Origin of the sequence: Actomonas aquatica, from assembly GCF_019679435.2 — a bacterium.
Classification (GTDB): Bacteria; Verrucomicrobiota; Verrucomicrobiia; order Opitutales; family Opitutaceae; genus Actomonas; species Actomonas aquatica.
The window spans coordinates 2530444-2553257 of the sequence record NZ_CP139781.1; the positions used below are offsets into that span (position 1 = coordinate 2530444).

Below are 22814 nucleotides of genomic sequence, written 5' to 3' on the forward strand. Positions count from 1 at the left end.
CGCGGGACGGTTTTTTGGAGACCAAAGCCACGAGGCATTCGGTCGCGCTGCCGGTAAATTTCGGCGTGCGCTCGGTGGACCGTGTTGCACATGCTGCGGTGAAGCTGGCCGCTTAGATCGTTTCTTAATGCCCCTAAAACCCCTCGCCCGCATCAGCACCGCCATCGCCATGGCCTGGGTGCTGACCACCGCATCGTTTAGCTCCGCCCAAGGTATCTCCGCACTGTGGAATCACTACTCGGGTGACCGCCACCACGCTGGCTACGTCGATGGACCGGGCGACCTCGCTCGCTTCTCCTCTCCTCAAGCCCTGGATGTCGACGCCGCGGGCAACATCTATGTCGCCGACCGCGGCAATAGCGTGATACGCAAAATCACCCCGCAAGGCGTCGTCTCCACCATCGCCGGTAAAGCCGGCGAAGGTGGCCTGACCGATGGCCCGGCCGACGTCGCCCGTTTCAGCAATCTGATCGCGCTGGCGGTCGCTCACGACGGCTCGATCTACCTGATCGATAACTTGTGGCTGCGACGCATCTCCCCCAACGGCGTCGTATCCACCATCGGAGGCACCACCAGCGGCGGCCAATCCCTGATTTCCCTTGGAGACTCCGCCCCCGCCCGCTCCACGTTCATGTTCAGCTCCACCGGTGTCGCCGTGGACCAAGACCTGAATGTCTTCGTCTCGGCGAATGGCAACATTCTGAAAGTCACGCCCGATGGCATCGCCACGGTCTGGGTGAACAACTCGTCTCCCGGAGTCGAGCACAACCCGACTCTGGTCAACGACCTGCAGGTCGGCGCCGACGGCTACCTATATTTCGGCATACCGTTTTCCGGGGTGGTCTATCGTATCTCTCCAACCGGGGAAGGAGAGCAGATTGGTCCTCCGCAATATTCCCTCCCGATTTTCCAGACCAATTTTCAAGGCATCGCCGTGCACGACAACGGTGAGGTGTGGCTGAGCCAGATGACGTCCCGCATCATCAGCACCGTGACCGATGACCACAACCTGCAGATCGTCAATGAGCCCGACCCCCGCTTGGGATATCCGGGGCTTTTTCTGCGCGCCAACGACATCGCCCCCGCCCCCAATGGCGGCGTCTACCTGGCCGACCCGCTCACTCACTCCATCCAGCACCTGACCAAGGACGGGACCTCGACGGTGATCGCTGGCCTCGGCATCCAACCCGTCGCTGATGGGCCCAGGGAGGATGCCGGCTTTTTCGAAGCCAGTTCGTTGAGCGCCATCTACAACGACACCCTTTATGTATCCGACTTGGCCCGCATCCGTGCGATCGACCTTCGCACCGGCGACGTCGCGACCGTATTGGATCGCGCGGATACCCCCTACCCCGACGCGTTCTTCAATCGCATCGATGCCGATCAGGCCGGAAACCTCTACTTCTGCAATTTCCCGGAAAATTGTATCAGCAAACTCACTACTGACGGCCAATGGAGCATATGGGCCGGATCGCCCGACGAGGCTGCAATCCGGGACGGCACCGCCGCCGAAGCACGTTTTCGTGGTCCTTCCCATTTTGCCGTTAGTCCCGCCGGCACGGGCTACGTGATCGACTACAACGGCGGCTACGTGGTGCGCGCCATCGCCCCGGACGGATCCGTGAGCTCCTTGGCCGGGTCGCACACCGAAGGCGGCGGATACTCCGATGGCACGGGGAGCGACGCGCGTTTCGTGCTACCCCGATCGCTCGGCGTCGCCCCGGACGGCTCGATCTGGGTGGGAGATCATTTATGGATACGACGCGTCGCGACCGACGGCACCGTCACGACCATTGCCGGCGGCAACACCTACTATCCTCCACCCGACGGCATCGGTGCCGAAGCTGGCTTCAATTCAGTGCAGGACATCGCGTTCCTCCCCAACGGCGTGGCAATCGTATCGGAGTTTAATCCCCATCGCCTGCGGGAAGTGCGCCCGGACGGCACCGTCACGTCTCTCGACATCACCGGCACCTTTGCACCAGCGCCATATGGGACCGCAATTGCGAGTCTTGCGATTTCCCCGACCGGCGAGATCTACGGCGCGGATCCCTATAACCACCGCATCATGGTCGGATTTGCGACGCCCGACGCCGGACGTCTGGCCAATCTCTCCGTGCTCAAGCGCGTGGGCGATGGCGGCTCCACGCTCACGGCCGGCTTCGTCGCCGAGGGCGATGCGGCCAAACCCGTGCTGGTGCGTGCGGTCGGTCCGCAGCTCGCCGCCCACGGCGTCACCAGCGGCTTCATGCCCGACCCGCTGCTGGAGCTCTACGACCGCAACGGCCAACTCGTTGAAACGGCCGACAACTGGTCGGACGCCGACAACCTTGCCGGCACTGCCCAACGCCTCGGTGCCTTTCCCCTCACCGCCGGTTCCACTGATGCCGCCACGACGCGCGCCATCCCCGGCGGTCCGCTCACCGCCACCATCTCGGCCGCCGACGGCGTCGCCGGGCAGGTGCTCGTCGAGGTCTACGATGCCGATCTCGATGGCGTTTCCCGCCTCACCAACGTGTCCACCCTCACAACCGTATCGCCCGGCGATGGGCGTTTGGTGGCGGGCTTTGTCATCACCGGCACCGGCCAAAAAACCGTGCTCATCCGCGGCGTCGGCCCCTCGCTCACCGGCGTCGGCGTGCCGGGGGGCGCCGTGCTGGACGATCCACGCCTGCGGCTCTTCCGCGGCAGCACGCTCATTAATCAAAACGATGATTGGGCCGGCGCCCCGTTGATCGAAGCGGCCGGGACCGCAGTGGGCGCATTCCCCCTGCTCGGGTCCGACACGACCGACGCAGCGCTGCTGGTGCAACTCGAGGCCGGCAACTACTCGGTGCACCTGGAGTCGGCGAGAGGCGATGCTGGTCTGGCGATCATCGAGGTCTACGAGGTGAAGTGAGCGTCCTGGCCGCCCTCGCCCCCAAATTTTCCCAGCTTCAGCACGGGGCCTGCTTAGCTGCGGGCACGCATGAAACTCATCAAAGCCGTCATCAAGCCGTTCAAAGTCGAAGCCGTGCGGGAAGCGTTGGAGGCGACGGACGCGCAGGGCATGACGGTGAGCGATGTGCGCGGCATGGGACGACAAATGGGGCACTTCGAGATCTACCGCGGCAGCGAATACGTGGTCGGCTTCCTGCCCAAATCCATGTGCGAAATCGTGCTGCCGGGGGATGATATGGAATCGATCATTCGGCTGATCTGCGACTGCGCTTCCACCGGCCGCATTGGCGATGGCAAGGTGTTCGTCATCCCGGTCGAGCAAGCCGTCCGCATCCGCACGGGCGAAACTAGCCACGACGCGTTGTAGCGGACCCGCCACACCGGCCCCACGCCCGCCGATGGCACCAAATCCGGCTGAACCGGTCCATGGACGCGGTATGCCCGCTTCCTCCCCTCGCGCCAGCCCCGCTCCCACTGCTGCAGCCGCCCCGCGTTGGCGGCGGCTGGGTCGCGCCCTCGGTCGAAGCGCCGTCCGTGGGAGCACCAGCTCGTTGATGCTCGGCATGACATTGGCCCTCTACGGGCTGCTCACCCACTACGTCGAAGCCGCCCGGGACCGCCTGCCCTTTCGGGTCGCCGGCTGGTTCGATGTGAAGGCTCAGCTCGGCAACGTCTTCTATGCCGCGGCGCACAACACGGCGGAGTTTTTCCCCAACCTGCTGCACGGCCGTTGGGGCGACGCCGTCACCAATCTCACTAACATGGCCGGCATCCGCTCCACGGTTTACACTCAGGTGCTGCACGCCGGCGCCACCAACCGCGCCGAAGCCTACGTGCTATGGGCGCCGGCGCTGCTGCTCGGGCTGCTGCTGGTCGGCCTGTGGTGGAGGGCCCGGTGCCAACGGGCGCTGTTGCCCTACGTGGCGCGGATCGGCGTGGCGTCCGCCGCCGGCACCAGCCTGCTCCTCAACGTCGTGGCTTATTACCAAGGTGTCACCGGCGGGGTGGCGGGCTTCATCGGCTACCTCGGCTCCGGGGTGGCCCAGACAATCGATCTTGTCGTGCGGGTCGGCACCGGCGTGGTGAAAGAGATCGCCTGGCATCTCTTCTTCCTGCTCACCGACGGTAAGGAAAAGACCATCGGCTGGCTGACCGACAGCCGTCCGGCCGAAGACCTCAGTCACTACCTTGCCCACTTTCCGGATCACCAGATCAACGCCGCGCTGCACACCGCCGTGTATCAAGCCCTCGTCGCCTGCGGCCTCCTGCTGCTGGCGCACGCGCGGCAGGAGCGCAAAGCCCGACACGCCGAGCTGAAGCCGACACCATCAACGCGGCGGAAACAGAAACGTGCCTCGCTTCGAACCTCGCGACGCCGCAAGGCACACACCGGCCCTCGCCTCAGAAGATCGCGCCCCGCCAAGCAGGCCTGATCCGCGCATTGCGGTGGCGACCCCAGCAGGCCACAAACACCGGCGCATGAAGATCGTCGTTTTGACCGGAGCCGGCATCAGTGCTCCCAGCGGAGTGCGGACGTTTCGCGACGCCGGAGGTTTGTGGGAAAATCATCGGATGGAGGACATCGCCACGCCTGAGGCCTGGCACCGCGATCCGGATCTGGTGCTGCGATTCTACAACGACCGCCGGGCCCAGCTCGCCCAGGTGGAGCCGAACGCCGCCCACCGCACCTTGGCCGCTTGGGACCGAGACCACGACGTCACCGTGATCACCCAAAACGTCGATAATCTGCACGAGCGGGCCGGCTCGCACCACATTGTCCATCTTCACGGTGAGCTCACCAAAGCCCGTAGCACCCGCTATCCGGCGGACGTGATCGACATCGGCTACGCACCGATCGCGCGGGGCGATGTTTGCTCGCGCGGGGCGCAGTTGCGGCCATACATTGTGTGGTTTGGGGAGGCGGTGCCGGCCCTCGAGGAAGCGGCCGCGATCATGGAAACTGCGGAGCTGGTGGTGGTCATCGGCACCTCGCTGCAAGTCTATCCAGCGGCCAGCCTTACCCAATTTGCGCCCCCGGCGGCGGCCTGTTATTTGGTCGATCCGCGGCCCCAAAATGTGCCTCTCGGCTACGAGGTGGTGACAGAATCTGCGGAGCGGGGTGTGCCGCATCTGGCCGACCTTTTGGGACTCCCTCAGAGCGAATAACACGGCGGAACGTGCGCCAAATCTCTCAACAAGTGCGCAGGGTTAAGGCTTCACGCCACGAAGCGGAGCGGATTGTTTCGACGTCCTTTTCAGATCTCGTCCCAAGCAACGCATGAAACTGATCAAAGCCATCATCAAACCCTTCAAATTGGAAGAGGTCCGCCAGGCTCTCCACGAAATGGACGTGCAAGGCATGACCGTCTACGAAACCAAGGGCTTCGGTCGCCAGAAGGGGCACACTGAAGTCTACCGCGGCAGCGAATACGTGATCGATTTCCTGCCCAAGACCACGGTGGAGCTGGTCGTTCCCGACGAGTTGGTCGCCAAGGCGTTGGAAGTCATCACACGCCACGCCCGGACCGGCAAGATCGGTGACGGCAAGGTCTTCATCATGGACGTCGAAAGCGCCGTGCGCATCCGCACCGGCGAAGTGGGCGACGACGCCGTCTAAATTCTCAGCGTCGACGCTTCCTACCCCTCTTTACACCCAGCAAAGAAAACCGAAGGCGCTCCGGCAACGGAGCGCCTTTTTGGTTGGGTTATAGCCAGGGTCATTGACCCCGGACCGGGCTCAACGAGCCCAGCTACAGCTGGCGGACCAAGGTGACGCCGCTTTGCCTGACTTCTAGTCGGTCAACCTACGCCGCTGAAGGCGTTGGCGGTAGACCAATCCCAGGCAACCAAGGCCCAAAACAAGGGCAGTGTGGGCAGGCTCGGGCACGGGCGTCAGTGCCGCGGCATTTATGGAGAAACCCAAATCCTCCAGGATGCCCACTTCCAGCGCACTTAAGTTTCGTGGCCCCGCTCCATAGCCGGTCATCGGGGTCATGAGCAGTTCCCCAAAGACGGTCTCATCCAGGTGGCCCATATCCGCCGACAGCAGCACCGGCCCTCCGTAGGCGTTCACCGCATTCGGGCCCTCAAAATAGAACTCACCGGAAACCAAATCCATGTCCGCATAGGTGCCATCGGCATGGATTACGAAGTCGCTGCCGTTGGTGATGAACGACGTGAACAGCGGAAAGCTATCCGCGCTGCCCGGAGTGGCGTCCAAATCGATGGCGGAGGCGAAGCCCAGGATATGCAGCGCCTCATGCATCACCGTCGTTTTGAAATCGAAACGGGAGGCCCCCACGTCGTCGTCGAAATCCCAAGGTTGGTTGGGATTTATTCGAAGCATCCCGTCAAAAGAGGCGACACGAGGATCGACGCCAGTGAAGACGTGTTCCGCCGCACGGACATTATGGAATCCGTCCTGCGGCGGGAAGTAGCACGTCCCCACCGCCAAAACCCCCGCCTCAAACTCAGCGGGCTCCGCATAAATGTCCAAGGTCGCGGTATGATTAAACCAAGTTCCGACCGTGGAGAACGCATCCTCGATCGAGGACATGATGGGTGCATACATCGGATCGGCCAAAACGTAGTCCGGATAGCAGACATTAAAACTAACCACCCCTCGCCCGGTGGGACACGTCAACGCGAACAGCGGCAGGAGGAGCCACCGGAGAGCGTCCGCAAGCCGGGAGAGCGATTGGACGCGATCTTTCCGCGAGTAGATCCCATAAGACAGATGCGACATACAGGCATATCCAAATTAGTGCTGTTCATACCCGCAAATCTGGAGTCGCCCCTAGCCCGAAGAAGGGACGCGTTGTCGCGAAAGTTCCGCCGAAAGGGGTCACACTTCGGCACATGTAGGGGACCGACGCGCTACGCCCCCTGAAGAACTCCCTACGAAAAAGGCGCTCCATTGCGGGAGCGCCTTTTCGGAATTGAAGCCGGTCACCGGGCTCAACGAGCCCGGCTACTACAGCGAGAAGTTTTACACCGAGCTCTTGGGGGTGAGCGACTGGCGGAAACTGGCCGCGAGGTAATCGCGGTTCATACGGGCGATGAAGTCCGGGCTGATCATCTTCGGGCAGGCGGCGGAGCACTCGTATTGGTTGGTGCAGTTGCCGAAGCCGAGTTCGTCCATCTTGGCCACCATCGCGAGCACGCGTTTGTCGCGCTCGGGTTGGCCCTGCGGGAGGAGCGAGAACTGCGAGACCTTGGCGCCCACGAAGAGCATGGCCGAGGCGTTCTTACAGGCCGCCACACAGGCGCCGCAACCGATGCACGCGGCGGCGTCCATGGCGAGGTCGGCGTTTTCCTTCGGGATCGGCGTGGCGTTGGCGTCACAGGCGGCGCCGGTGCGCACGCTGATGAAGCCGCCAGCCTGCTGGATGGCGTCGAAGGCGGCACGGTCGGTGATGAGGTCCTTCTGCACCGGGAAGGGTTTGGCGCGGTAGGGTTCAACGACGATGACGTCGCCGTCCTTGAAGCTGCGCACGTAGGTCTGGCAGGAGGCGATGCCTTCGTGCGGACCGTGCGGCTTGCCGTCGATGACGAGCGAACAGGTGCCGCAGATGCCCTCGCGGCAATCATGAGCGAAGGCGATGGGCTCCTCCCCCTTGCGCTCGAGGTCGTCGTTCACGACGTCGAGCATTTCGAGGAAGGACATGTTCGGGTTGAGGTCGGTCGCCTTGTAATCGACGAACTTGCCCTCGGAGTTGGGCCCGGATTGCCGCCACACGCGGAGGGTGACGGAGATATTCTGGGTGGAAGATTTATCGGCTACCATGGTGGTATTTCGAATTGGAGGGTTCCGTTGATTACTTGTAGCTACGGACGCTCATCTTGACCGTCTCGTAGTTGAGATCTTCGACGTTGCGCTTGGGCGTGTTGCCCTCGCCCTGGTATTCCCAGGCCGCGACGTGCGCAAACTTCTCGTCGTCGCGCAGACATTCGCCGTCCGGGTATTGGTATTCCTCGCGGAAGTGACCGCCGCAGCTCTCCTCGCGGGTGAGCGCGTCGCGGCACATGAGCTCGCCGAGTTCGAGGAAGTCGGCCAGGCGGCCGGCCTTTTCGAGGGACTGATTGAGCGTGTCCTCGGTGCCGGTGACCTTGACGTTCTGCCAGAATTCCTCGCGCAACTCGGGGATGAGTTTGAGGGCTTCGGCGAGGCCTTCCTTGGTGCGCGCCATGCCGCAGTGATCCCACATGATCTTGCCGAGGCGCTTGTGGAAGTGAGCGACGGTCTCCTTACCGTTGATGGAGAGGAGGCGTTTGGTCATGTCGTCGACCGACTTGGCGGCGTCGTGGAACTCCTTCTCGTCGCCCTTCGGACCCGAGCCGGGCTTCTGGGTGGCGAGGTAGTTGGCGACCGTGTAGGGGGCGACGAAGTAACCGTCGGCCAGACCCTGCATGAGAGCCGAGGCGCCGAGGCGGTTGGCGCCGTGGTCGGAGAAGTTGGCTTCACCCAGGACGAAGAGGCCAGGGATGTTGGACATGAGGTTATAGTCCACCCAGAGGCCGCCCATGGTGTAGTGCACCGCGGGGAAGATGCGCATCGGCGTCTCGTAGGCCGACTCGTCGGTGATCTCTTTGTAGATGTCGAAGAGGTTACCGTAGCGGGCGCGCACGGTGTCGGCGCCGAGGCGGTTGATGGCGTCACCAAAGTCCAAATACACACCGAGCTTAGTCGGACCAACGCCGCGACCTTCGTCGCACATGCGCTTGGCGGCGCGGGAGGACACGTCGCGCGGCGCGAGGTTGCCGAAGGACGGGTAGATGCGCTCGAGGTAGTAGTCGCGGTCCTGCTCGGGGATCGTGTTGGGATCCTTGCCGCAGTCCTCGGCCTTCTTCGGCACCCAGATGCGACCGTCGTTGCGCAGCGACTCGGACATGAGCGTGAGCTTGGACTGGTAGTCGCCGGAGACCGGAATGCAGGTCGGGTGAATCTGCGTGAAGCAGGGGTTGGCGAAGCAGGCGCCCTTCTTGTAGGCGCGCCAGGCGGCGGTGCCGTTGGAGTTGCGGGCGTAGGTCGAGAGGTTGAAGACGTTGCCGTAACCGCCGGTGGCGAGCACCACAGCGTCACCGGCGTGACGGGTGATGGCACCGGTGATGAGGTTGCGGACGATGATGCCCTTGGCCTGACCGTCGACGAGGACGATATCGAGCACCTCGGCGTTGTTGTGCATCTTCACGCCGCCGGCACCGATCATTTTGGAGAGCGCGGAGTAGGCACCGAGGAGGAGCTGTTGGCCGGTCTGGCCGCGAGCGTAGAAGGTGCGGGAAACCTGCGCGCCACCGAAGGAGCGATTGGCGAGGAGGCCGCCGTATTCGCGGGCGAAGGGCACGCCCTGCGCGACGCATTGGTCGATGATGTTGAGGGAGACCTCGGCGAGGCGATGCACGTTGGCTTCGCGGGAGCGGTAGTCGCCCCCCTTCACCGTGTCGTAGAAGAGGCGGTAGATGCTGTCGCCGTCGTTCTGGTAGTTCTTGGCGGCGTTGATACCACCCTGGGCGGCGATGGAGTGAGCGCGACGGGGGCTGTCGTGGAAGACGAAGCACTCCACTTGGTAGCCGAGTTCGGCCATGGTCGCGGCGGCGGAGCCACCGGCGAGACCGGCACCGACCACAAGCACCTTGTATTTCCGCTTGTTGGCCGGATTGACCAACTTTTGGTTGGCCTTGTAGTTATTCCACTTGTCGGCCAGCGGGCCGGGAGGGATGGCAGAGTTGAGTTGGGCCATGTCGGGAAGAGCTTAGTGGGTTGAGGGAGCAGCGGTGGCGGCGGCGTCCTCGAGAGAGGCGCCCTCGACCAGGACTTGGTGCGCGAGGGTGTCTTCGGCGGGCTTGGCGATGCCGGCCAGAATCGTGCCGGGGATCAGCAGGTTGCCGAGGAAGTAGACGATGCAGTAGATCGCCACGATGCGGCGCAGACAGCCGTTCCAAGAGTTGTTGCGGAGGCCGAAGGTCTGGAAGACCGAATCGATGCCATGCCACATGTGCATCGCGAGCAGACCGACCGCGACGATGTAGAAGAGCGAGACCAGCGGGTTGGCGAACCCGAGGAAGATCATCGAGTAGACGTCGTGCACCACATCGCCGGCATCGGCCAGCGGCATACCGAACTCACGCACGTCGTGCTGCATGGTCCAGTGCGGCAGACTCGACTTGAAGGTGTCAGCTCCGGCCAGACCCACCGTGAAGTGGAGGATGTGGTAGATGAGGAAGGCCAACACGACCACGCCGGTCATGCGCATGTAGCGAGAGGCGACCGAAGCCCGCAACCAGCGGTGCACGCCGTATTTTTCGGGCCCGCGGGCGGATTTGCTTTCCAAGGTGAGCGCCACCGCGGCCCAGATGTGGATACCCACACAGGCCAGTAGAAAGAGTCGAACGCCCCATAAGGCAGGTCCGAGGCCCTGAAGGAAATGCGCATAGCCGTTGATATGGTCGGGCTTCAGAAAGATCTGGAGGTTGCCCACCAAGTGGCCGGTTACAAAACCGACCAAGACCAAACCAGTTACGGCCATCAGGATTTTACGCCCGATGGAGGACGTGAACAAGTTGCGGAACAGGTTCATCGAGAGAGAGAAGAGGGTCCATGTGCCGGCCGGGCAGAGAGCCCGGGCCGTGAGGAGGCGAACCCTGAGGGGCGAAGTGCGGCTTGTAAACGCCTCAACCCCCTGAGGCACGGCCTATTAGGTAACCTGTAAGGCCCAAAAAGATTAGCAGCGCTAAACTCTAAACAAAATTTGAGGAGCGAATTACTAATATCAAGAAGCCAGAAAATTAGCTGCCAAAAGGTCTCAAGTAAGCCTCCCCCCGGCCGATCTTGCGAAGAGGGGTGCGGCCGCGCCCCGACCATGAAAGTCGCTTCAACTGTCTCCATCGCATTAGGACTCCTCGCCATCGGCGCCGGAGTGCACCTGCGTGCGCAGGTTGCGGTCACCTCGATCAACTACGGCGACAGCACCAACTACTGGAACAGCTACCAAGGCGGCATCAGTTTCCGCAATGAGAGCTACACGGTCGATTCGGTGGGCACGGCCGCCGGCGACTACCAGTTCAATGGCCCGCTCGCGCAGGACGTCTACATCCGCCGCAATCAGTCGTGGTGGACCGGGCCCAACAACACGACTTTGTTCTACCAGGTCGATTCCTACGATCGCGTCTGGGGCTCAGCTCCCTCCACGGCCAGCGAGGTGTTTACGGATGGCAACCTCTTCACCGGTCTGCGTGACCCCTTCGCCAATACCGGCAGCTCCAGCTCCAGCCAGAACACCAACATCGAGCGCATCGATTTTTACTTTGGCGACTACGTGGTGCAGGAGGGCGCGGGCATCGTGCTTTTCGACCTCGAGAACTTCGGCAACCAAGGCGATGCCTTCCGTATCGCCGCCTTCGACGGTTGGGACTCCAGTGCGGCGGCCCCGGACTCCTTTGCCAACACCGGCCTGCTCATCGGCGCCGATTCCTTCGGTGAAGCCCTGCTCTCCCCCACCGACAACGGCAGCCTCGAGTTTGCCCGCGCCACCTATGACGACGGCGACGACCTGACCGGTTACGCCAATAATTTCACCCAGCTCGGCTCCGACCTCAACCTCGTCGGCATCCTGATTCGCTTCACCGATTTGGGCATGCAGGTTGGGGACACCATTCAGGGGTTTTCGTTGATGGCCGCGGATGTGAACGCCGGCTCCGCCAACGATCTGGTTAATTGGAACAACAGTTCGGTCTACCGCACCGACACCGACCGCAACCTCTACGGCAACGTCGACTTCATGGGCTTCGGGGCGCAGATGGCTAATCCGATCCCGGAACCGTCGACCTACGGCGCGGTGCTCATGCTGACACTTCTAGGCGTCTACGGTCGGCGGCGTTGGCTGCTACCCCGCGCCCGAGCGCTCAAGCGAGCGGCTTGAGCAGGGCAAACTTACCACTCGCCGCTGGCGGGATGTGGCGACGGCGAAACGGCACCACGCGAGCGCCATCACCGAGAACTTGGGCGATCGCGGCCGTCACGCTATCGGGCGCGGTATGATCCGCCACGTAGTGAAAGTCCCAACGGTCCGCCTTGGCCTGCACCAGCGAGTAGTGCCAGCACTTGAAGTCCTCCGGCAGGACCTGATCGATATCCGTCGGCGAAACCAGCGAACCATCGGCCCGGAAATGCAGCCCGCCCTCGCGACCGAGCAGACGGTAACCTTGCGGAAAACGCTGCACGATATCGCCGGTGTGGTAACGCAGCAGCGGCATGGCTTCGCGGCCTCGAGTGGTGACGATGATCTGAAACACTTCGTCGAGCCCCCGGTAGGGCACCAACTCCACGAAGGCGTTGGCGTCGATCACCTGGGAGTTGTCGGCAAAAGCGTCCCCCACGAAAAGATAGCCCGCTTCGGTCGAACCATAGAGGTCGACCTGCGGCGCAGGGAACACTTCGGCAATGCGGCGACTGTGCTGCAGACTCGCTTTACCATAGGTCAGGATGACGGCCTTGACGCTCGGCACAGTGACGCCGCGCTTGGAGACCTCACGCGCCAACAACGAAAGGTAGATCGGCTCCCCCTCGATCACGTCCGGTTTCACGGCTTGGAGCTCCACCACGATGCGATCCCATTCCGCCTCGCGAAACACAAACGGATCGCTGGTGAGGTTCAGGTAGTGCGTGCCGTTTAAATAGCGGTGCGGGAAGGGGTGGTCCTCGTAGGGACACAAGTTGCTCGAACAGCCCACCGGCGCGAGGATGCACTTGCGGTAGGCTTTACCCACAAACTGGCGCAGAATCGGGGAGGCCTCGTAGGCGCGCGCGGTCTGTTCGTCCCACCAACCGTCCTCCATGATCACGGTCATGGGTCCGGACGTCGTGCCCGAGGTGCTCTCGTATTCGAAACGCGACTCCTCGAGACCGCGCTCGATTTCGCTGTAATCGGCGAAGAAGGACTGATGGCCGCGTTCCACGATCTCGCGCTTGGTCAGCCGCGGGATCTCTTCATAGCAACCCCAGCGCAGCGGTTCCTCATGCAGCGGGAAACGTTGGGCGTAGAGCGGACTGCGCTCGTAAATACGGCGGATCTCACTCTCCAGCGGCGCGGGCACGCGCTCGGCATCATCGGAGGTCGGGTTGACCCCAAGTTGGGCGGGATCGTTGGCAAACTGGGGAGCGGACATCTTCAAGGTCGGTCAGCTAATGAGCGTCCTGCCCCAAGTCAAATTCCAGCCCAACCCCGCTTTTTGCCCTGCTCCCGCCACCACGGCTCGAGCAGGAAGAGTCCGTTGAGCATGAGCGCGTGGGTCACTTCCCCTGCCCGCGCCCGCTGCAACACCTCCTGCACCGGCACGAGCGCAATGCTCATTTCCTCATCCGCATCCCACTTGAGGTCCGCCGTGAGTTGCACCTCCGGCACGAGGATGACGTGGGCGCGATTGCTCTGAATGGCCGGATTCGGGTGCACCGAACCCAGGACTGTCGGTGCGGCTCCGGTGTAGCCTGTTTCCTCCGCCAACTCCCGCACGGCAGCCTGTGCCGGATCTTCGCCGCGCTCGATCACCCCGCCGGGAAGTTCCAGGGACAAACCCTCCATGCCGAATCGAAACTGCCGCACCATTACCAGTTCGCCCTGCGGGGTCATCGGGAGAACCACTGCCCAGTCCGGGGCATCGATGACAAAAAATTCCTTCGCATCGGCGCGACCGGGGTGGCGAAAGCGTGAACTGCGCACGTCGAAGACGCGGGTGTGCAGCAGGGTGCGATCGTCAGTGCGTTGCCAAGGGCGGGGATCAGTAGAGGCGGACACGGCGGCGATATGAAGCCATTGTTCCGGCGGAGGGAAAACGAAAACGCCTCCCGGCGATAAACCGGGAGGCGTCGGAAAGTCAGGATGATTTCTGGCTAAGGTCGCTTACTTCTGCGGCACCTTGATCGGCTGGCCGATGGCGAGGCGGTTCCAGTTCACGCCCGGGTTGACCGCTTGCAGGTCCGTCCAGGAGACCCCCAAGGTGCGGGCGATCTTGATGCCGGTATCGCCGGATTTCACCAAATACTCATTCGGACCGGCCACGGCCGGGGCGCTGGAACTGCCGGAGGAGGACGAGGACACAACCGGAGGCGGTGTGATGGCCTTGGTCTCGAGCTCGTCGACCTTGGCAGAGAGCTTACCGAACAGGTCACCCATGGTGTTGAAGCCTTTCTGGGTGTCGCCGATGACCTTGGTGATGTTTTTATTGGCCGTTTCGGCGGACGTCGCCGTATCCCGCATTTTGCCCTCGAGATCATCGATGCGAGCCGCGATCGCGCTTTGCTCAGCAAGGGTCTTGTCGATGTTGGTCACCTTAGCGAGCGCTACACCGGCCAGCACGCCGGCGATCACGCCAACGATGAGGGCCAAAACGGGCAGCCAGCTAAACGATGATTCGTTGTTGTCCTGAGAAATAGTATCCATGGGGAGAAGTCTAACCACAGGATCTACGTTCGCGCGTCCGGCAGAAGCAAGCAGGTAAATGGTCGGCAACGCCGCTCGGAAAGAGAAACGACAACGTTTTCGCGAAATGGTCGGGACGGCGAGACTTGGTCGCCTCGGGCGACTTCGAAACCACGGACCTCAGCCAGACCACCCATCCGCCAAATTGAGAACTCCGAAATGGTCGGGACGGCGAGATTCGAACTCGCGACCTCCTGCTCCCAAAGCAGGCGCTCTACCAGGCTAAGCTACGTCCCGAAACAGAAGACCGCACCGCAGGGCCAACGCCCTCGCCTGTCAATCTCCGCGTTCAATTCGCGCATCCAACCACGCCCTCCCCTGCCCCGATTTCAGAAACTTCTCCCGATCCCGCGCGCATCGATAATCCGGATACTCGGCGCTGGCGGCACGCCCAGACCTCCCGATGCCCATTCGGTAAATGGTAGGGTCGGACCGCCGGGCCGACCGCTGCACCTGCCTCCGATTCACTTACTGAAATCGACGAGCCCTGCGCCAGCGGGTCCGCCCTACCTGGATTCCGCCCGCGCGTGCTTGGCATTGAGGCAAAAAAAGACCGCACGTCGTGACGTGCGGTCAGCTGCAGAAGATCGTTCTGGCTCGAAATCAGAGTGACGGGACCGTGATGGTCGACTCCTCGGTATCGTCCGGAGCGGAACCAACAGCAGCCTGCAACATCGTTACGCGACGCGTCCAGTTGGAGGCCGGATCGATCGCGACAATCTGGGTGACGAGGCTGTTGAGCGCTTCAAAATCACCGCTGTTGGCCGCCCGCGAAGCCAGATGGAAGATGGCTTCGCTGCGGACTGCCGGGCTCACCGCCGGGTTGTTGGCTAGATCGCGCAGGGCGGTGATGGCAGCGGATTCGTCGCCCGACATCAACGTCGACATGGCCACACCGAGACTCACGCGATCGGCAAAAACGGTGCCTTCGAGCTCTTCCGCCGCGGCTTGATACTTGGTCTTGGCCTCACCGAACCGGCCATCCGCGAATGCGGCATCGGCAACCTCCAGCAAGGCCGCACCGGCCAAAGTCGTTCCGGCGTGCGAGTCGGCAAACGCTTCGCGCGCACTGTCGCTGTCGAGTGCCGCATACTCCATGCGAGCGGCCTCCTCCTGGCTCTCTTGCAACATGATCCAACCGTTGCGGCCGACGATGGCGACCAACACCAGCACCGCGATTCCAATGAGAAGGGTGCGGTTCTTTTCCCAGAAAAGTTGCACGTTCTCCTCGAGATCGGGAGCGGCGGCGGGAACATCGGCGGACGCGGAGGCGTCACCACCAGAAGGTTGGGAAGGGGTCGGATTGGACTTGGACATGGGTGCGAAAACGGGCACCGAAACACATGCCTTCCCCCTCGTAAAGGCGGGATTTCTGCCGGACACCCGGCCTCGTCCGTCAATGACTCAATCGAAGACGACCGTCTTGTTGCCGTAAACGAGCACGCGGTGCTCCAAATGCCATCGCACGGCCTGGGCGAGCACCAGTTTCTCCAAGTCACGGCCTTTGCGAATGAGGTCATTCACTTCGTGACGGTGCGTCACACGAGCCACGTCCTGCTGGATGATCGGACCGTCGTCGAGCACGGCGGTGGCATAGTGGGCCGTCGCACCGATCAACTTCACGCCACGGGTGTGTGCCTGATGATAGGGGCGGCCACCGGCGAAGGCGGGCAGAAAGGAGTGATGGATGTTGATGACGGGTTTGCCGAAACCATCGAGGAAACGATCGGACAGCACCTGCATGTAACGCGCCATGATCACCAGATCGACGTCGAGCTCGGCCAACAGCTTCAGTTGCGCCGTCTCCGCCTCCACTTTGGTCGCAGCACTCACCGGGATGTGGTGAAAGGGCAGGCCATAGTTGCGGGCCGCCTCTTCCATCACGCGGTGATTGGAAACGACCGCCACGATGTCGCAGGCGAACTCGCCCGCTTTCCAACGCAGCACGATGTCGTGGAAACAGTGATCCGCCTTGGATACGAAGATCGCCACCTTGGGCCGAGCGCCCGGAGCCGAGACTTCCGGGTTCATGCCCAACTCGGTCGCGAAACGTTTAAACGCCGTTTGTTCGTCGGCCGATTCGCTGGCCGGGATCCACTCGACGCGTTGGAAGAAGATCCCCTGCTCGACGTCACGGTGTTGGTCGGCGTGGAGGATGTTTCCCCCGCGTTCGAAAATCCAATTGGACACCTTGGCCACGAGTCCCGGTTGATCGGGACCGTGGAGCAGACAGATATGCGGCGCTACCTCGGTGGCAGACATGATGGCGAGCAAGGGGCGCGGCCGACTCAGACCGGACGCACGTTTTTCACGTAGTGCTGGATGGGCATCACTTCGATCTGCTTTTCCTTGAGGGCTTCGATGCCCTTCACGGCGGCGAAGGCGCCCATGACCGTAGTCATGAGGCAGACGTTGTGAGCATAGGAAGCGGCGCGGATCTTGTTCTCATCCTTACGCGGAATCATGCCGCCGGGGGTGTTGATCACCAACTTGATCTGGTTGTTCTTGATCATGTCGACCGCGGTCGGGCGGCCTTCGTTGATCTTGGCCAGACGGGTGACCTCGACTCCGTTCTCGGCCAGCACCTTGGCGGTGCCCCCGGTCGAGAAGAGCTTGAAGCCGAGACGCACCAGGCGACGGGCGAGATCCACCGCGCGCGGTTTGTCGGCATCCTTGACCGAGAGGAACACGTTGCCGCCGACCGGCAGGCCGGGCTTGGCCGCAGCCTGGGCCTTGGCAAAGGCAACACCGAGGTCCTCGTCGACGCCCATCACCTCACCGGTGGAGCGCATCTCGGGACTCAGTTGGATGGTGCAACCGGGGAAGCGCACAAACGGGAACACGGACTCCTTCACGCACCAGTGCTTGGGCACGATCTCGTCGGTAAAACCAAGCTCCTTGAGCTTGTGGCCCGCCATGATCTTCGCCGCGAGTTTGGCCAAGGGCACGCCCATCGCCTTGGCGACGAAGGGCACCGTGCGCGAGGCGCGCGGGTTCACTTCGATGAGGAACAGCTCGTTGTCCTTGATGGCGAACTGGACGTTCATCAGGCCCACCACGTTGAGCTCCTTGGCGAGCGCGAGAGTGGCATCACGCACCGTATCGATCATTTCCTTACCGAGCGTGTGCGGGGGCATGACCATGGCGGCGTCGCCGGAGTGCACGCCGGCAAACTCAATGTGCTCAAGCATACCGCCGATGATCGACGTCTCGCCGTCGCTGATGCAGTCGACGTCGAGCTCGATGGCGTCCTCGAGGAACTTGTCGATGAGCACCGGCTTGTCGGGCATGGCGTCAAACGCCTGGCGCACGACGCTCTTAAACTCCTCTTCGCTGTAGACGATGAACATACCGCGTCCGCCGAGCACGAAGGAAGGGCGCAGCAGCACCGGGAAGCCGAGTTCGTGCGCCGCGGTCAGGGCGTCGTTCTCGTTCATCGCCGTGCGATTGGCCGGCTGCTTGAGACCGAGCTTGTGCAGGATGGCCGCGAACTGCTTCCGGTCCTCGGCCGCATCGATCATCTCGGGCGAGGTGCCGATGATGTTCACGCCGCGCGCCTTGAGATCGGTGGCGAGATTGAGCGGAGTCTGACCGCCGAACTGCACGATGGCGCCGTCGCAGCCCTCCTGCTCGTAGATTTCCAGCACGTCCTCGAGGGTGAGCGGCTCGAAATAAAGGCGGTCGGACGTGTCGTAGTCGGTGGAAACGGTCTCCGGATTGGAGTTCACCATCACCGTCTCGTAACCGATCTCGCGCAGGGCAAAACTCGCGTGCACGCAGCAGTAGTCGAACTCGATGCCCTGGCCGATGCGGTTGGGACCGCCGCCCAAGATCATGATCTTCTTCTTGCCGCCCGGCATGATCTCGTTCTCGTCGCCGTAGCTGGAATAGTAATACGGGGTGAACGCTTCAAACTCAGCCGCGCAGGTATCGACCAGACGGTAGGTGGTCTGCACGCCGCGCTCCTTACGGGCGGCACGCACCGCGTCGAGATCGCTGCCGAGCAGGTGGGCGAGCTGGGCATCGCAGAAACCAAATTTCTTGGCGCGGCGCAGCAGGTTGGTGTCGAGGGTTTCGAGCGTCTGGCCCTTCACCGCCTGCTCCATATCGAAGATCTCGCGAAGCTGGTGCAGGAACCACGGATCGATCTTCGTGAGTTCGAAGACCTCATCCAGGGACATGCCGGCGAGGAAGGCGTAGCGGATGTAGAAGATGCGCTCCGGGTTGGGCGTGCCGAGTTTGGCCACGATAAGGCTCTGGTCCGCCGGCGTGTCGTCGCCGAGCTTGCCGCCCGCGCCAAAACCCCGGGCCCCGATCTCGAGCGAACGCAGCGCCTTCTGCATCGACTCCTTGAAGGTGCGACCAATGGCCATGGCCTCACCCACCGATTTCATGGCGGAGGTCAGGGTCGGCTCGCAGCCCGGGAACTTCTCAAAGGTGAAGCGCGGGATCTTCGTCACCACATAATCGATGGTCGGCTCAAACGACGCCGGCGTGAGACGGGTGATGTCGTTTTGCAGCTCATCGAGCGTGTAGCCCACGGCCAGCTTGGCCGCGATCTTGGCGATCGGGAAACCCGTGGCCTTCGAGGCGAGCGCGGACGAACGCGACACCCGCGGGTTCATCTCGATGACGACCTGACGGCCCGTCTTCGGATCGAGCGAAAACTGGATGTTGGAACCGCCAGTCTCGACGCCGATCTCGCGGATGACCGCGAAGGAGGCGTCACGCATGGCTTGGAATTCCTTGTCCGAGAGGGTCATCGCCGGCGCCACCGTGATGGAGTCGCCGGTGTGCACGCCCATGGGATCGAAGTTCTCGATCGAGCAGATCACGACGCACTGGTCCTTGTGATCGCGCATGACCTCCATCTCGTATTCCTTCCAACCGAGCAGACATTCCTCGATGAGGACTTCGTGCACGGGAGAGAGATCGAGACCGTTGGCCACAATTTCCTCAAACTCCTCAAAATTGTAGGCAATGCCGCCGCCGGAGCCGCCGAGCGTGAAGGACGGTCGGATGATGAGCGGCATATTGCCGAGCTCCTCCGCCGCTTCGCGGGCCTCGGCCAAGGATTTCACCGTGCGGGAGTGTGCGATATCGAGGCCGATCTTGAGCATGGCCTGCTTGAAGAGCTCGCGGTCCTCACCCTTGTCGATTGCCTCGGGTTTGGCGCCGATCATCTCGACGCCGTATTTCTCCAAGATGCCTTGCTCGTGCAGCTCCATGGAGAGATTGAGCGCAGTCTGACCACCGAGCGTAGGCAGCAGCGCGTCCGGCTTCTCTTTGGCGATGATCTTTTCCACGAACTCCACCGTGAGTGGCTCGATGTAGGTCACATCGGCGAACTCCGGGTCGGTCATGATGGTCGCCGGATTGGAATTCACCAAGACAACCCGGTAACCCTCTTCTTTGAGGGCTTTGCACGCTTGGGTGCCGGAGTAGTCGAATTCGCAGGCTTGGCCGATCACGATAGGACCGGCGCCGATGATGAGGATGGTTTTGAGGTCGTCGCGCTTTGGCATGGCGTAGGCGCCGTGACGGTTAGTCTGGGGCCGGAGCGGCGCAAGCGCGAACTCCGGGACTCATCACCGTGCCCCCGGGGATCCCCCTTGCCAAAAAATTCAACCCAACTCCGAGATGTCGATACCGAGCACCCGGCTCGCCTCACCGCGGTCTCCCCGGCAGGCGTGCAACACCATTTCGATGTATTGTTTGCGCTGCTCCGCCAAATGGTCGGCCAGCGAGGGCCACTGACTCAGCTCCTTGAGCCGCATGGGCAGCTGCTCCGCCGAAATCAGTCGCGCTTCGGTTGATGCGGCAATCTTGGTGACCACCTGATTGAGCTCCATCATGTTGCCCGGCCAACGGTAACCTTCCAGCACCGCGAGCGCTTCCGGCGAAAACTCGATGAGTTTGGCGTCAAAATGGGGATTGGACGATTTGGCCAGGATGTGCCGGATGAACTCCGGCAAATCGCTCAGATGCTCCCGCAAGGGCGGTAGGCTGACCGGCAGCGAGGCCACGCGATAGAACAACTCGTCGTGGAACCGACCTTCATCCGTCATCAGTTCCAAATCCGCCGTGGTGGTGCAGATCAGCCGGAAACGGTGCGCAGTGTTGCGCAACACACTCACCAGCTCCTGCTGCATCTCGAACGGCAGGGATTCGAGACGCTCCAACAACAAAGTGCCTCCGCAGGCCTGCTGCACCCATTCACCGCCCGCGCCGTTTTCGCCCATCAAGCCGCGTTCGAAATTGGCTTCGGAACTCAGGGCGCAATCGATGCGCACGAGCTGTGCCCCGTCCTCGGCGCTGCTGGCGTGCAACAACTCCGCAATCGCGTCCTTGCCCGTGCCCATTTCGCCCTGCAGCAGGACTGGCGTGCGGGCATTGGCGAGTCGCTGCACCTGCTGGCGCAATCGCTGCATCTCCCGACTCGAGCCGACCAAGCGCGACTCCAAATCCGCCACATCCACCTCAGGCGCGGCCGAGCTGGCTCGCTTGAGCTGGAACTCGCGAAACTCGATGCCCCGACGCAGGGTGCTGATCAACTCGTCCACCCGGAAGGGCTTCTGCAGATAATCGAATGCTCCAAACTTGAGCGCTTGAATGGCGCTCTCAGTGGACGCGTAGGCCGTCATGATGATGACCACCGCACTGGGATCGTAGGTCTTGAGCTGCTTGAGCAACGTGATCCCGTCCATCGGCTTCATGTCGATATCGGCCAGGACCAAATCGAAACGCTCTTCCTTATATCGCGCCAAACCCTTTTCCCCATCCGTGGCGAACGCCGTCGAATACCCAGTCGGCTGTATCACCGCATCCAGCATTTCGTGGATGGAGAGCAGATCGTCGACAATGAGAACGGAAGGCATGGGACAGAAAAGCGGTCGTGTTGGGGACCGCGGGAGGGTCAGCGAGGCGCAAGCCGCGACCTATTGCAAGCCGCCGGCCACCGCACCCAGCTGGAAAATCGGCAAGAACATTGCCATAACGATACCACCGACAACAACACCCAGGAAAACGATGAGCATCGGTTCGATCAGAGACGTGAGGGACGCGACGGTCGCTTCTGCCTCAGTATCATAGAAATCGGCGATCTTGTTCATCATCCCGTCCACGTTGCCGGTAGTCTCACCCGCCTTGATCATGTGTTTCATCATGGGCGGGAAAAACGGATTGGCGGCCATCACCTCGGAAACCTGCCCACCTTGGCTCACATGCCGGGCGATTTCCACACAGGCCCCCTCGATCTGCACCTTGTTGGAAGCCGAAGAAACGATCTCCAAAGTGCGCAAAATCGGCACCCCGGAACGCACCAGCGTCGCGTAGGTGCGGCAGAAGCGTGATAGGGCGATCTTGTGGATCAGGTTGCCGAAAATGGGGGCTTTAACCAAAGCCTTGTCCTTGATTTCGCGCCCCTTCGGCGTGGCGACGACCCGCCGGAAGATCCAGACAAAGACGCCCAACCCGGCGATAATATAGAGGATGTTGGCCTTCAGGAAATCGGAGAGATCGATCAGGAACTGCGTCGGGGCCGGCAACTTGGCGCCGAAGTCGGCGAACATGTCGGCAAACACCGGGATCACGAAAATCAGCAACACGTTGACCAAAGCGATGGCCAAACCAATGACCGCGATCGGATAGGTCATCGCCGATTTCACCTTCTTGGTCAGCTTCACGCTCGATTCGAAATACGAAGCGACCTTGCCCAAAATCTCGGAGAGCGCACCCGACGCTTCACCGGCCTCCACCATCGAGACAAACAGGGTGTTGAAGGCGCGCGGGAAACGCTTCACCGCGGTCGAAAAGGAATTACCCGCCGAAATCTCGGCCCTCACATCTCGGATCACGATGCGAAACACCTGATCTTCCGTCTGATCCTGCAGGGCCTCCAAGCACTGCACCAGCGGCAGGCCCGCCGTCAGCAGAGACGACAACTGCTGAGTGAAAACCGCCAACTCCTCCAACGGGAGTTTGTAAGTCTTGGCCTTCTTCTCATTCGCCTTCTGTTTGGCGAGTTCTTGCGACGCCCAAAAGCCCTGTTTCTTGGACTTCGACGCTGGAACTTTTTTGGAGCCCGTCGAGCCGGACGCGCCGCTGGAGATGAAAGCCATATGCGGAGCGAAAGGATTCACCCCGTGACCGGCAACTCCATTCCCCTGTCAACGAAGTGCTAAAAATACGGCTATTCCCACTGCCAAAATCACTTAGCCATGCGTATGACCGCGAGCTTGACCCTTCGCGCGGGGACGTGATGCTTCCGCCCTCTTCGCGGCTGTAGTTTAGTGGTAAAACCTCTGTCTTCCACACAGATGTCGTCGGTTCGATTCCGTCCAGCCGCACCACCGATCCGAATCGGATCGGTGTCCGCCGAAGCCCAGCGGACGGAAGCGG

Annotated in this window: 18 protein-coding genes and 2 tRNA genes; 7 read left to right on the plus strand and 13 right to left on the minus strand. The window is 62.0% G+C overall.

Annotated features, from left to right (window positions below; genetic code table 11):
• The first annotated feature begins 127 nt into the window (after positions 1-127).
• From K1X11_RS10010 to K1X11_RS10030, 5 genes are all read left to right on the plus strand, one after another.
• On the plus strand, positions 128-2899 hold the full coding sequence (locus K1X11_RS10010; RefSeq protein ID WP_221032200.1) for an NHL repeat-containing protein: 2772 nt from the start codon (positions 128-130) through the stop codon (positions 2897-2899).
• Positions 2900-2968: 69 nt separating this feature from the next.
• Positions 2969-3307, plus strand: a complete 339-nt coding sequence (locus tag K1X11_RS10015) for a P-II family nitrogen regulator (RefSeq protein WP_221032201.1) — start codon at positions 2969-2971, stop codon at positions 3305-3307.
• Positions 3308-3377: 70 nt separating this feature from the next.
• Positions 3378-4373 (plus strand): hypothetical protein, encoded by a 996-nt coding sequence (locus K1X11_RS10020; RefSeq protein WP_221032202.1) that lies wholly within the window; start codon positions 3378-3380, stop codon positions 4371-4373.
• 46 nt (positions 4374-4419) lie between these two features.
• Complete coding sequence (locus K1X11_RS10025) at positions 4420-5106, plus strand: SIR2 family NAD-dependent protein deacylase (RefSeq protein WP_221032203.1); 687 nt, start codon at positions 4420-4422, stop codon at positions 5104-5106.
• Between the two features lie 112 nt (positions 5107-5218).
• Positions 5219-5557: a P-II family nitrogen regulator gene (locus tag K1X11_RS10030; RefSeq protein WP_221032204.1), complete on the plus strand. Its 339-nt coding sequence runs from the start codon at positions 5219-5221 to the stop codon at positions 5555-5557.
• A 174-nt stretch (positions 5558-5731) separates the two neighbouring features.
• Here K1X11_RS10030 and K1X11_RS10035 read toward each other — a convergent pair whose 3' ends face one another.
• The 4 genes from K1X11_RS10035 to K1X11_RS10050 form a co-directional block, all read right to left on the minus strand.
• Positions 5732-6496, minus strand: coding sequence for a hypothetical protein (locus K1X11_RS10035; RefSeq protein WP_221032205.1), 765 nt, complete (start codon positions 6494-6496; stop codon positions 5732-5734).
• Positions 6497-6928: 432 nt separating this feature from the next.
• Complete coding sequence (locus tag K1X11_RS10040) at positions 6929-7696, minus strand: succinate dehydrogenase/fumarate reductase iron-sulfur subunit (protein WP_343212922.1); 768 nt, start codon at positions 7694-7696, stop codon at positions 6929-6931.
• 61 nt (positions 7697-7757) lie between these two features.
• Positions 7758-9680 (minus strand): fumarate reductase/succinate dehydrogenase flavoprotein subunit, encoded by a 1923-nt coding sequence (locus K1X11_RS10045; protein ID WP_221032207.1) that lies wholly within the window; start codon positions 9678-9680, stop codon positions 7758-7760.
• A gap of 12 nt (positions 9681-9692) precedes the next feature.
• Complete coding sequence (locus K1X11_RS10050; RefSeq protein ID WP_221032208.1) at positions 9693-10517, minus strand: succinate dehydrogenase cytochrome b subunit; 825 nt, start codon at positions 10515-10517, stop codon at positions 9693-9695.
• Positions 10518-10799: 282 nt separating this feature from the next.
• On the opposite strand from K1X11_RS10050, the gene K1X11_RS10055 reads away from it, so the two are divergent.
• Complete coding sequence (locus K1X11_RS10055) at positions 10800-11858, plus strand: PEP-CTERM sorting domain-containing protein (protein WP_221032209.1); 1059 nt, start codon at positions 10800-10802, stop codon at positions 11856-11858.
• Here K1X11_RS10055 and K1X11_RS10060 read toward each other — a convergent pair.
• From K1X11_RS10060 to K1X11_RS10100, 9 genes are all read right to left on the minus strand, one after another.
• Complete coding sequence (locus K1X11_RS10060) at positions 11842-13104, minus strand: phenylacetate--CoA ligase family protein (protein WP_221032383.1); 1263 nt, start codon at positions 13102-13104, stop codon at positions 11842-11844. The genes K1X11_RS10055 and K1X11_RS10060 overlap by 17 nt on opposite strands.
• A 38-nt stretch (positions 13105-13142) precedes the next feature.
• The gene (locus K1X11_RS10065; protein ID WP_221032210.1) at positions 13143-13730 is read right to left on the minus strand and encodes an NUDIX hydrolase; all 588 of its coding nucleotides are present in this window, start codon (positions 13728-13730) and stop codon (positions 13143-13145) included.
• Between the two features lie 105 nt (positions 13731-13835).
• The gene (locus K1X11_RS10070; RefSeq protein ID WP_221032211.1) at positions 13836-14375 is read right to left on the minus strand and encodes a LysM peptidoglycan-binding domain-containing protein; all 540 of its coding nucleotides are present in this window, start codon (positions 14373-14375) and stop codon (positions 13836-13838) included.
• A gap of 199 nt (positions 14376-14574) precedes the next feature.
• Positions 14575-14651 (minus strand) — tRNA-Pro (locus tag K1X11_RS10075).
• A gap of 366 nt (positions 14652-15017) precedes the next feature.
• Complete coding sequence (locus K1X11_RS10080; RefSeq protein WP_221032212.1) at positions 15018-15731, minus strand: tetratricopeptide repeat protein; 714 nt, start codon at positions 15729-15731, stop codon at positions 15018-15020.
• Positions 15732-15818: 87 nt separating this feature from the next.
• Positions 15819-16676: a formyltetrahydrofolate deformylase gene (gene purU, locus K1X11_RS10085; RefSeq protein WP_221032213.1), complete on the minus strand. Its 858-nt coding sequence runs from the start codon at positions 16674-16676 to the stop codon at positions 15819-15821.
• A gap of 26 nt (positions 16677-16702) precedes the next feature.
• Entirely contained in the window at positions 16703-19939 is a 3237-nt protein-coding gene (gene carB / locus K1X11_RS10090) for a carbamoyl-phosphate synthase large subunit (RefSeq protein WP_221032214.1), read from the minus strand.
• A gap of 99 nt (positions 19940-20038) precedes the next feature.
• Complete coding sequence (locus tag K1X11_RS10095; protein ID WP_221032215.1) at positions 20039-21292, minus strand: sigma-54-dependent transcriptional regulator; 1254 nt, start codon at positions 21290-21292, stop codon at positions 20039-20041.
• 60 nt (positions 21293-21352) lie between these two features.
• The gene (locus tag K1X11_RS10100; RefSeq protein ID WP_221032216.1) at positions 21353-22534 is read right to left on the minus strand and encodes a type II secretion system F family protein; all 1182 of its coding nucleotides are present in this window, start codon (positions 22532-22534) and stop codon (positions 21353-21355) included.
• A gap of 157 nt (positions 22535-22691) precedes the next feature.
• On the opposite strand from K1X11_RS10100, the gene K1X11_RS10105 reads away from it, so the two are divergent.
• Positions 22692-22765, plus strand: a tRNA-Gly gene (locus K1X11_RS10105).
• Positions 22766-22814: the final 49 nt, after the last annotated feature.

Bases quoted from the DNA above. Each gene is read 5' to 3' on its own strand.
- K1X11_RS10010 (WP_221032200.1), top strand. From the start codon at position 128: ATGCCCCTAAAACCCCTCGCCCGCATCAGCACCGCCATCGCCATGGCC.
- K1X11_RS10050 (WP_221032208.1), bottom strand. From the start codon at position 10,517: ATGAACCTGTTCCGCAACTTGTTCACGTCCTCCATCGGGCGTAAAATC.
- K1X11_RS10030 (WP_221032204.1), top strand. From the start codon at position 5,219: ATGAAACTGATCAAAGCCATCATCAAACCCTTCAAATTGGAAGAGGTC.
- K1X11_RS10070 (WP_221032211.1), bottom strand. From the start codon at position 14,375: ATGGATACTATTTCTCAGGACAACAACGAATCATCGTTTAGCTGGCTG.
- K1X11_RS10095 (WP_221032215.1), bottom strand. From the start codon at position 21,292: ATGCCTTCCGTTCTCATTGTCGACGATCTGCTCTCCATCCACGAAATG.
- K1X11_RS10045 (WP_221032207.1), bottom strand. From the start codon at position 9,680: ATGGCCCAACTCAACTCTGCCATCCCTCCCGGCCCGCTGGCCGACAAG.
- K1X11_RS10020 (WP_221032202.1), top strand. From the start codon at position 3,378: ATGCCCGCTTCCTCCCCTCGCGCCAGCCCCGCTCCCACTGCTGCAGCC.
- K1X11_RS10035 (WP_221032205.1), bottom strand. From the start codon at position 6,496: ATGTCCTCGATCGAGGATGCGTTCTCCACGGTCGGAACTTGGTTTAAT.
- carB (WP_221032214.1), bottom strand. From the start codon at position 19,939: ATGCCAAAGCGCGACGACCTCAAAACCATCCTCATCATCGGCGCCGGT.
- K1X11_RS10015 (WP_221032201.1), top strand. From the start codon at position 2,969: ATGAAACTCATCAAAGCCGTCATCAAGCCGTTCAAAGTCGAAGCCGTG.
- K1X11_RS10025 (WP_221032203.1), top strand. From the start codon at position 4,420: ATGAAGATCGTCGTTTTGACCGGAGCCGGCATCAGTGCTCCCAGCGGA.
- K1X11_RS10055 (WP_221032209.1), top strand. From the start codon at position 10,800: ATGAAAGTCGCTTCAACTGTCTCCATCGCATTAGGACTCCTCGCCATC.
- K1X11_RS10080 (WP_221032212.1), bottom strand. From the start codon at position 15,731: ATGTCCAAGTCCAATCCGACCCCTTCCCAACCTTCTGGTGGTGACGCC.
- K1X11_RS10100 (WP_221032216.1), bottom strand. From the start codon at position 22,534: ATGGCTTTCATCTCCAGCGGCGCGTCCGGCTCGACGGGCTCCAAAAAA.
- K1X11_RS10060 (WP_221032383.1), bottom strand. From the start codon at position 13,104: ATGTCCGCTCCCCAGTTTGCCAACGATCCCGCCCAACTTGGGGTCAAC.
- purU (WP_221032213.1), bottom strand. From the start codon at position 16,676: ATGTCTGCCACCGAGGTAGCGCCGCATATCTGTCTGCTCCACGGTCCC.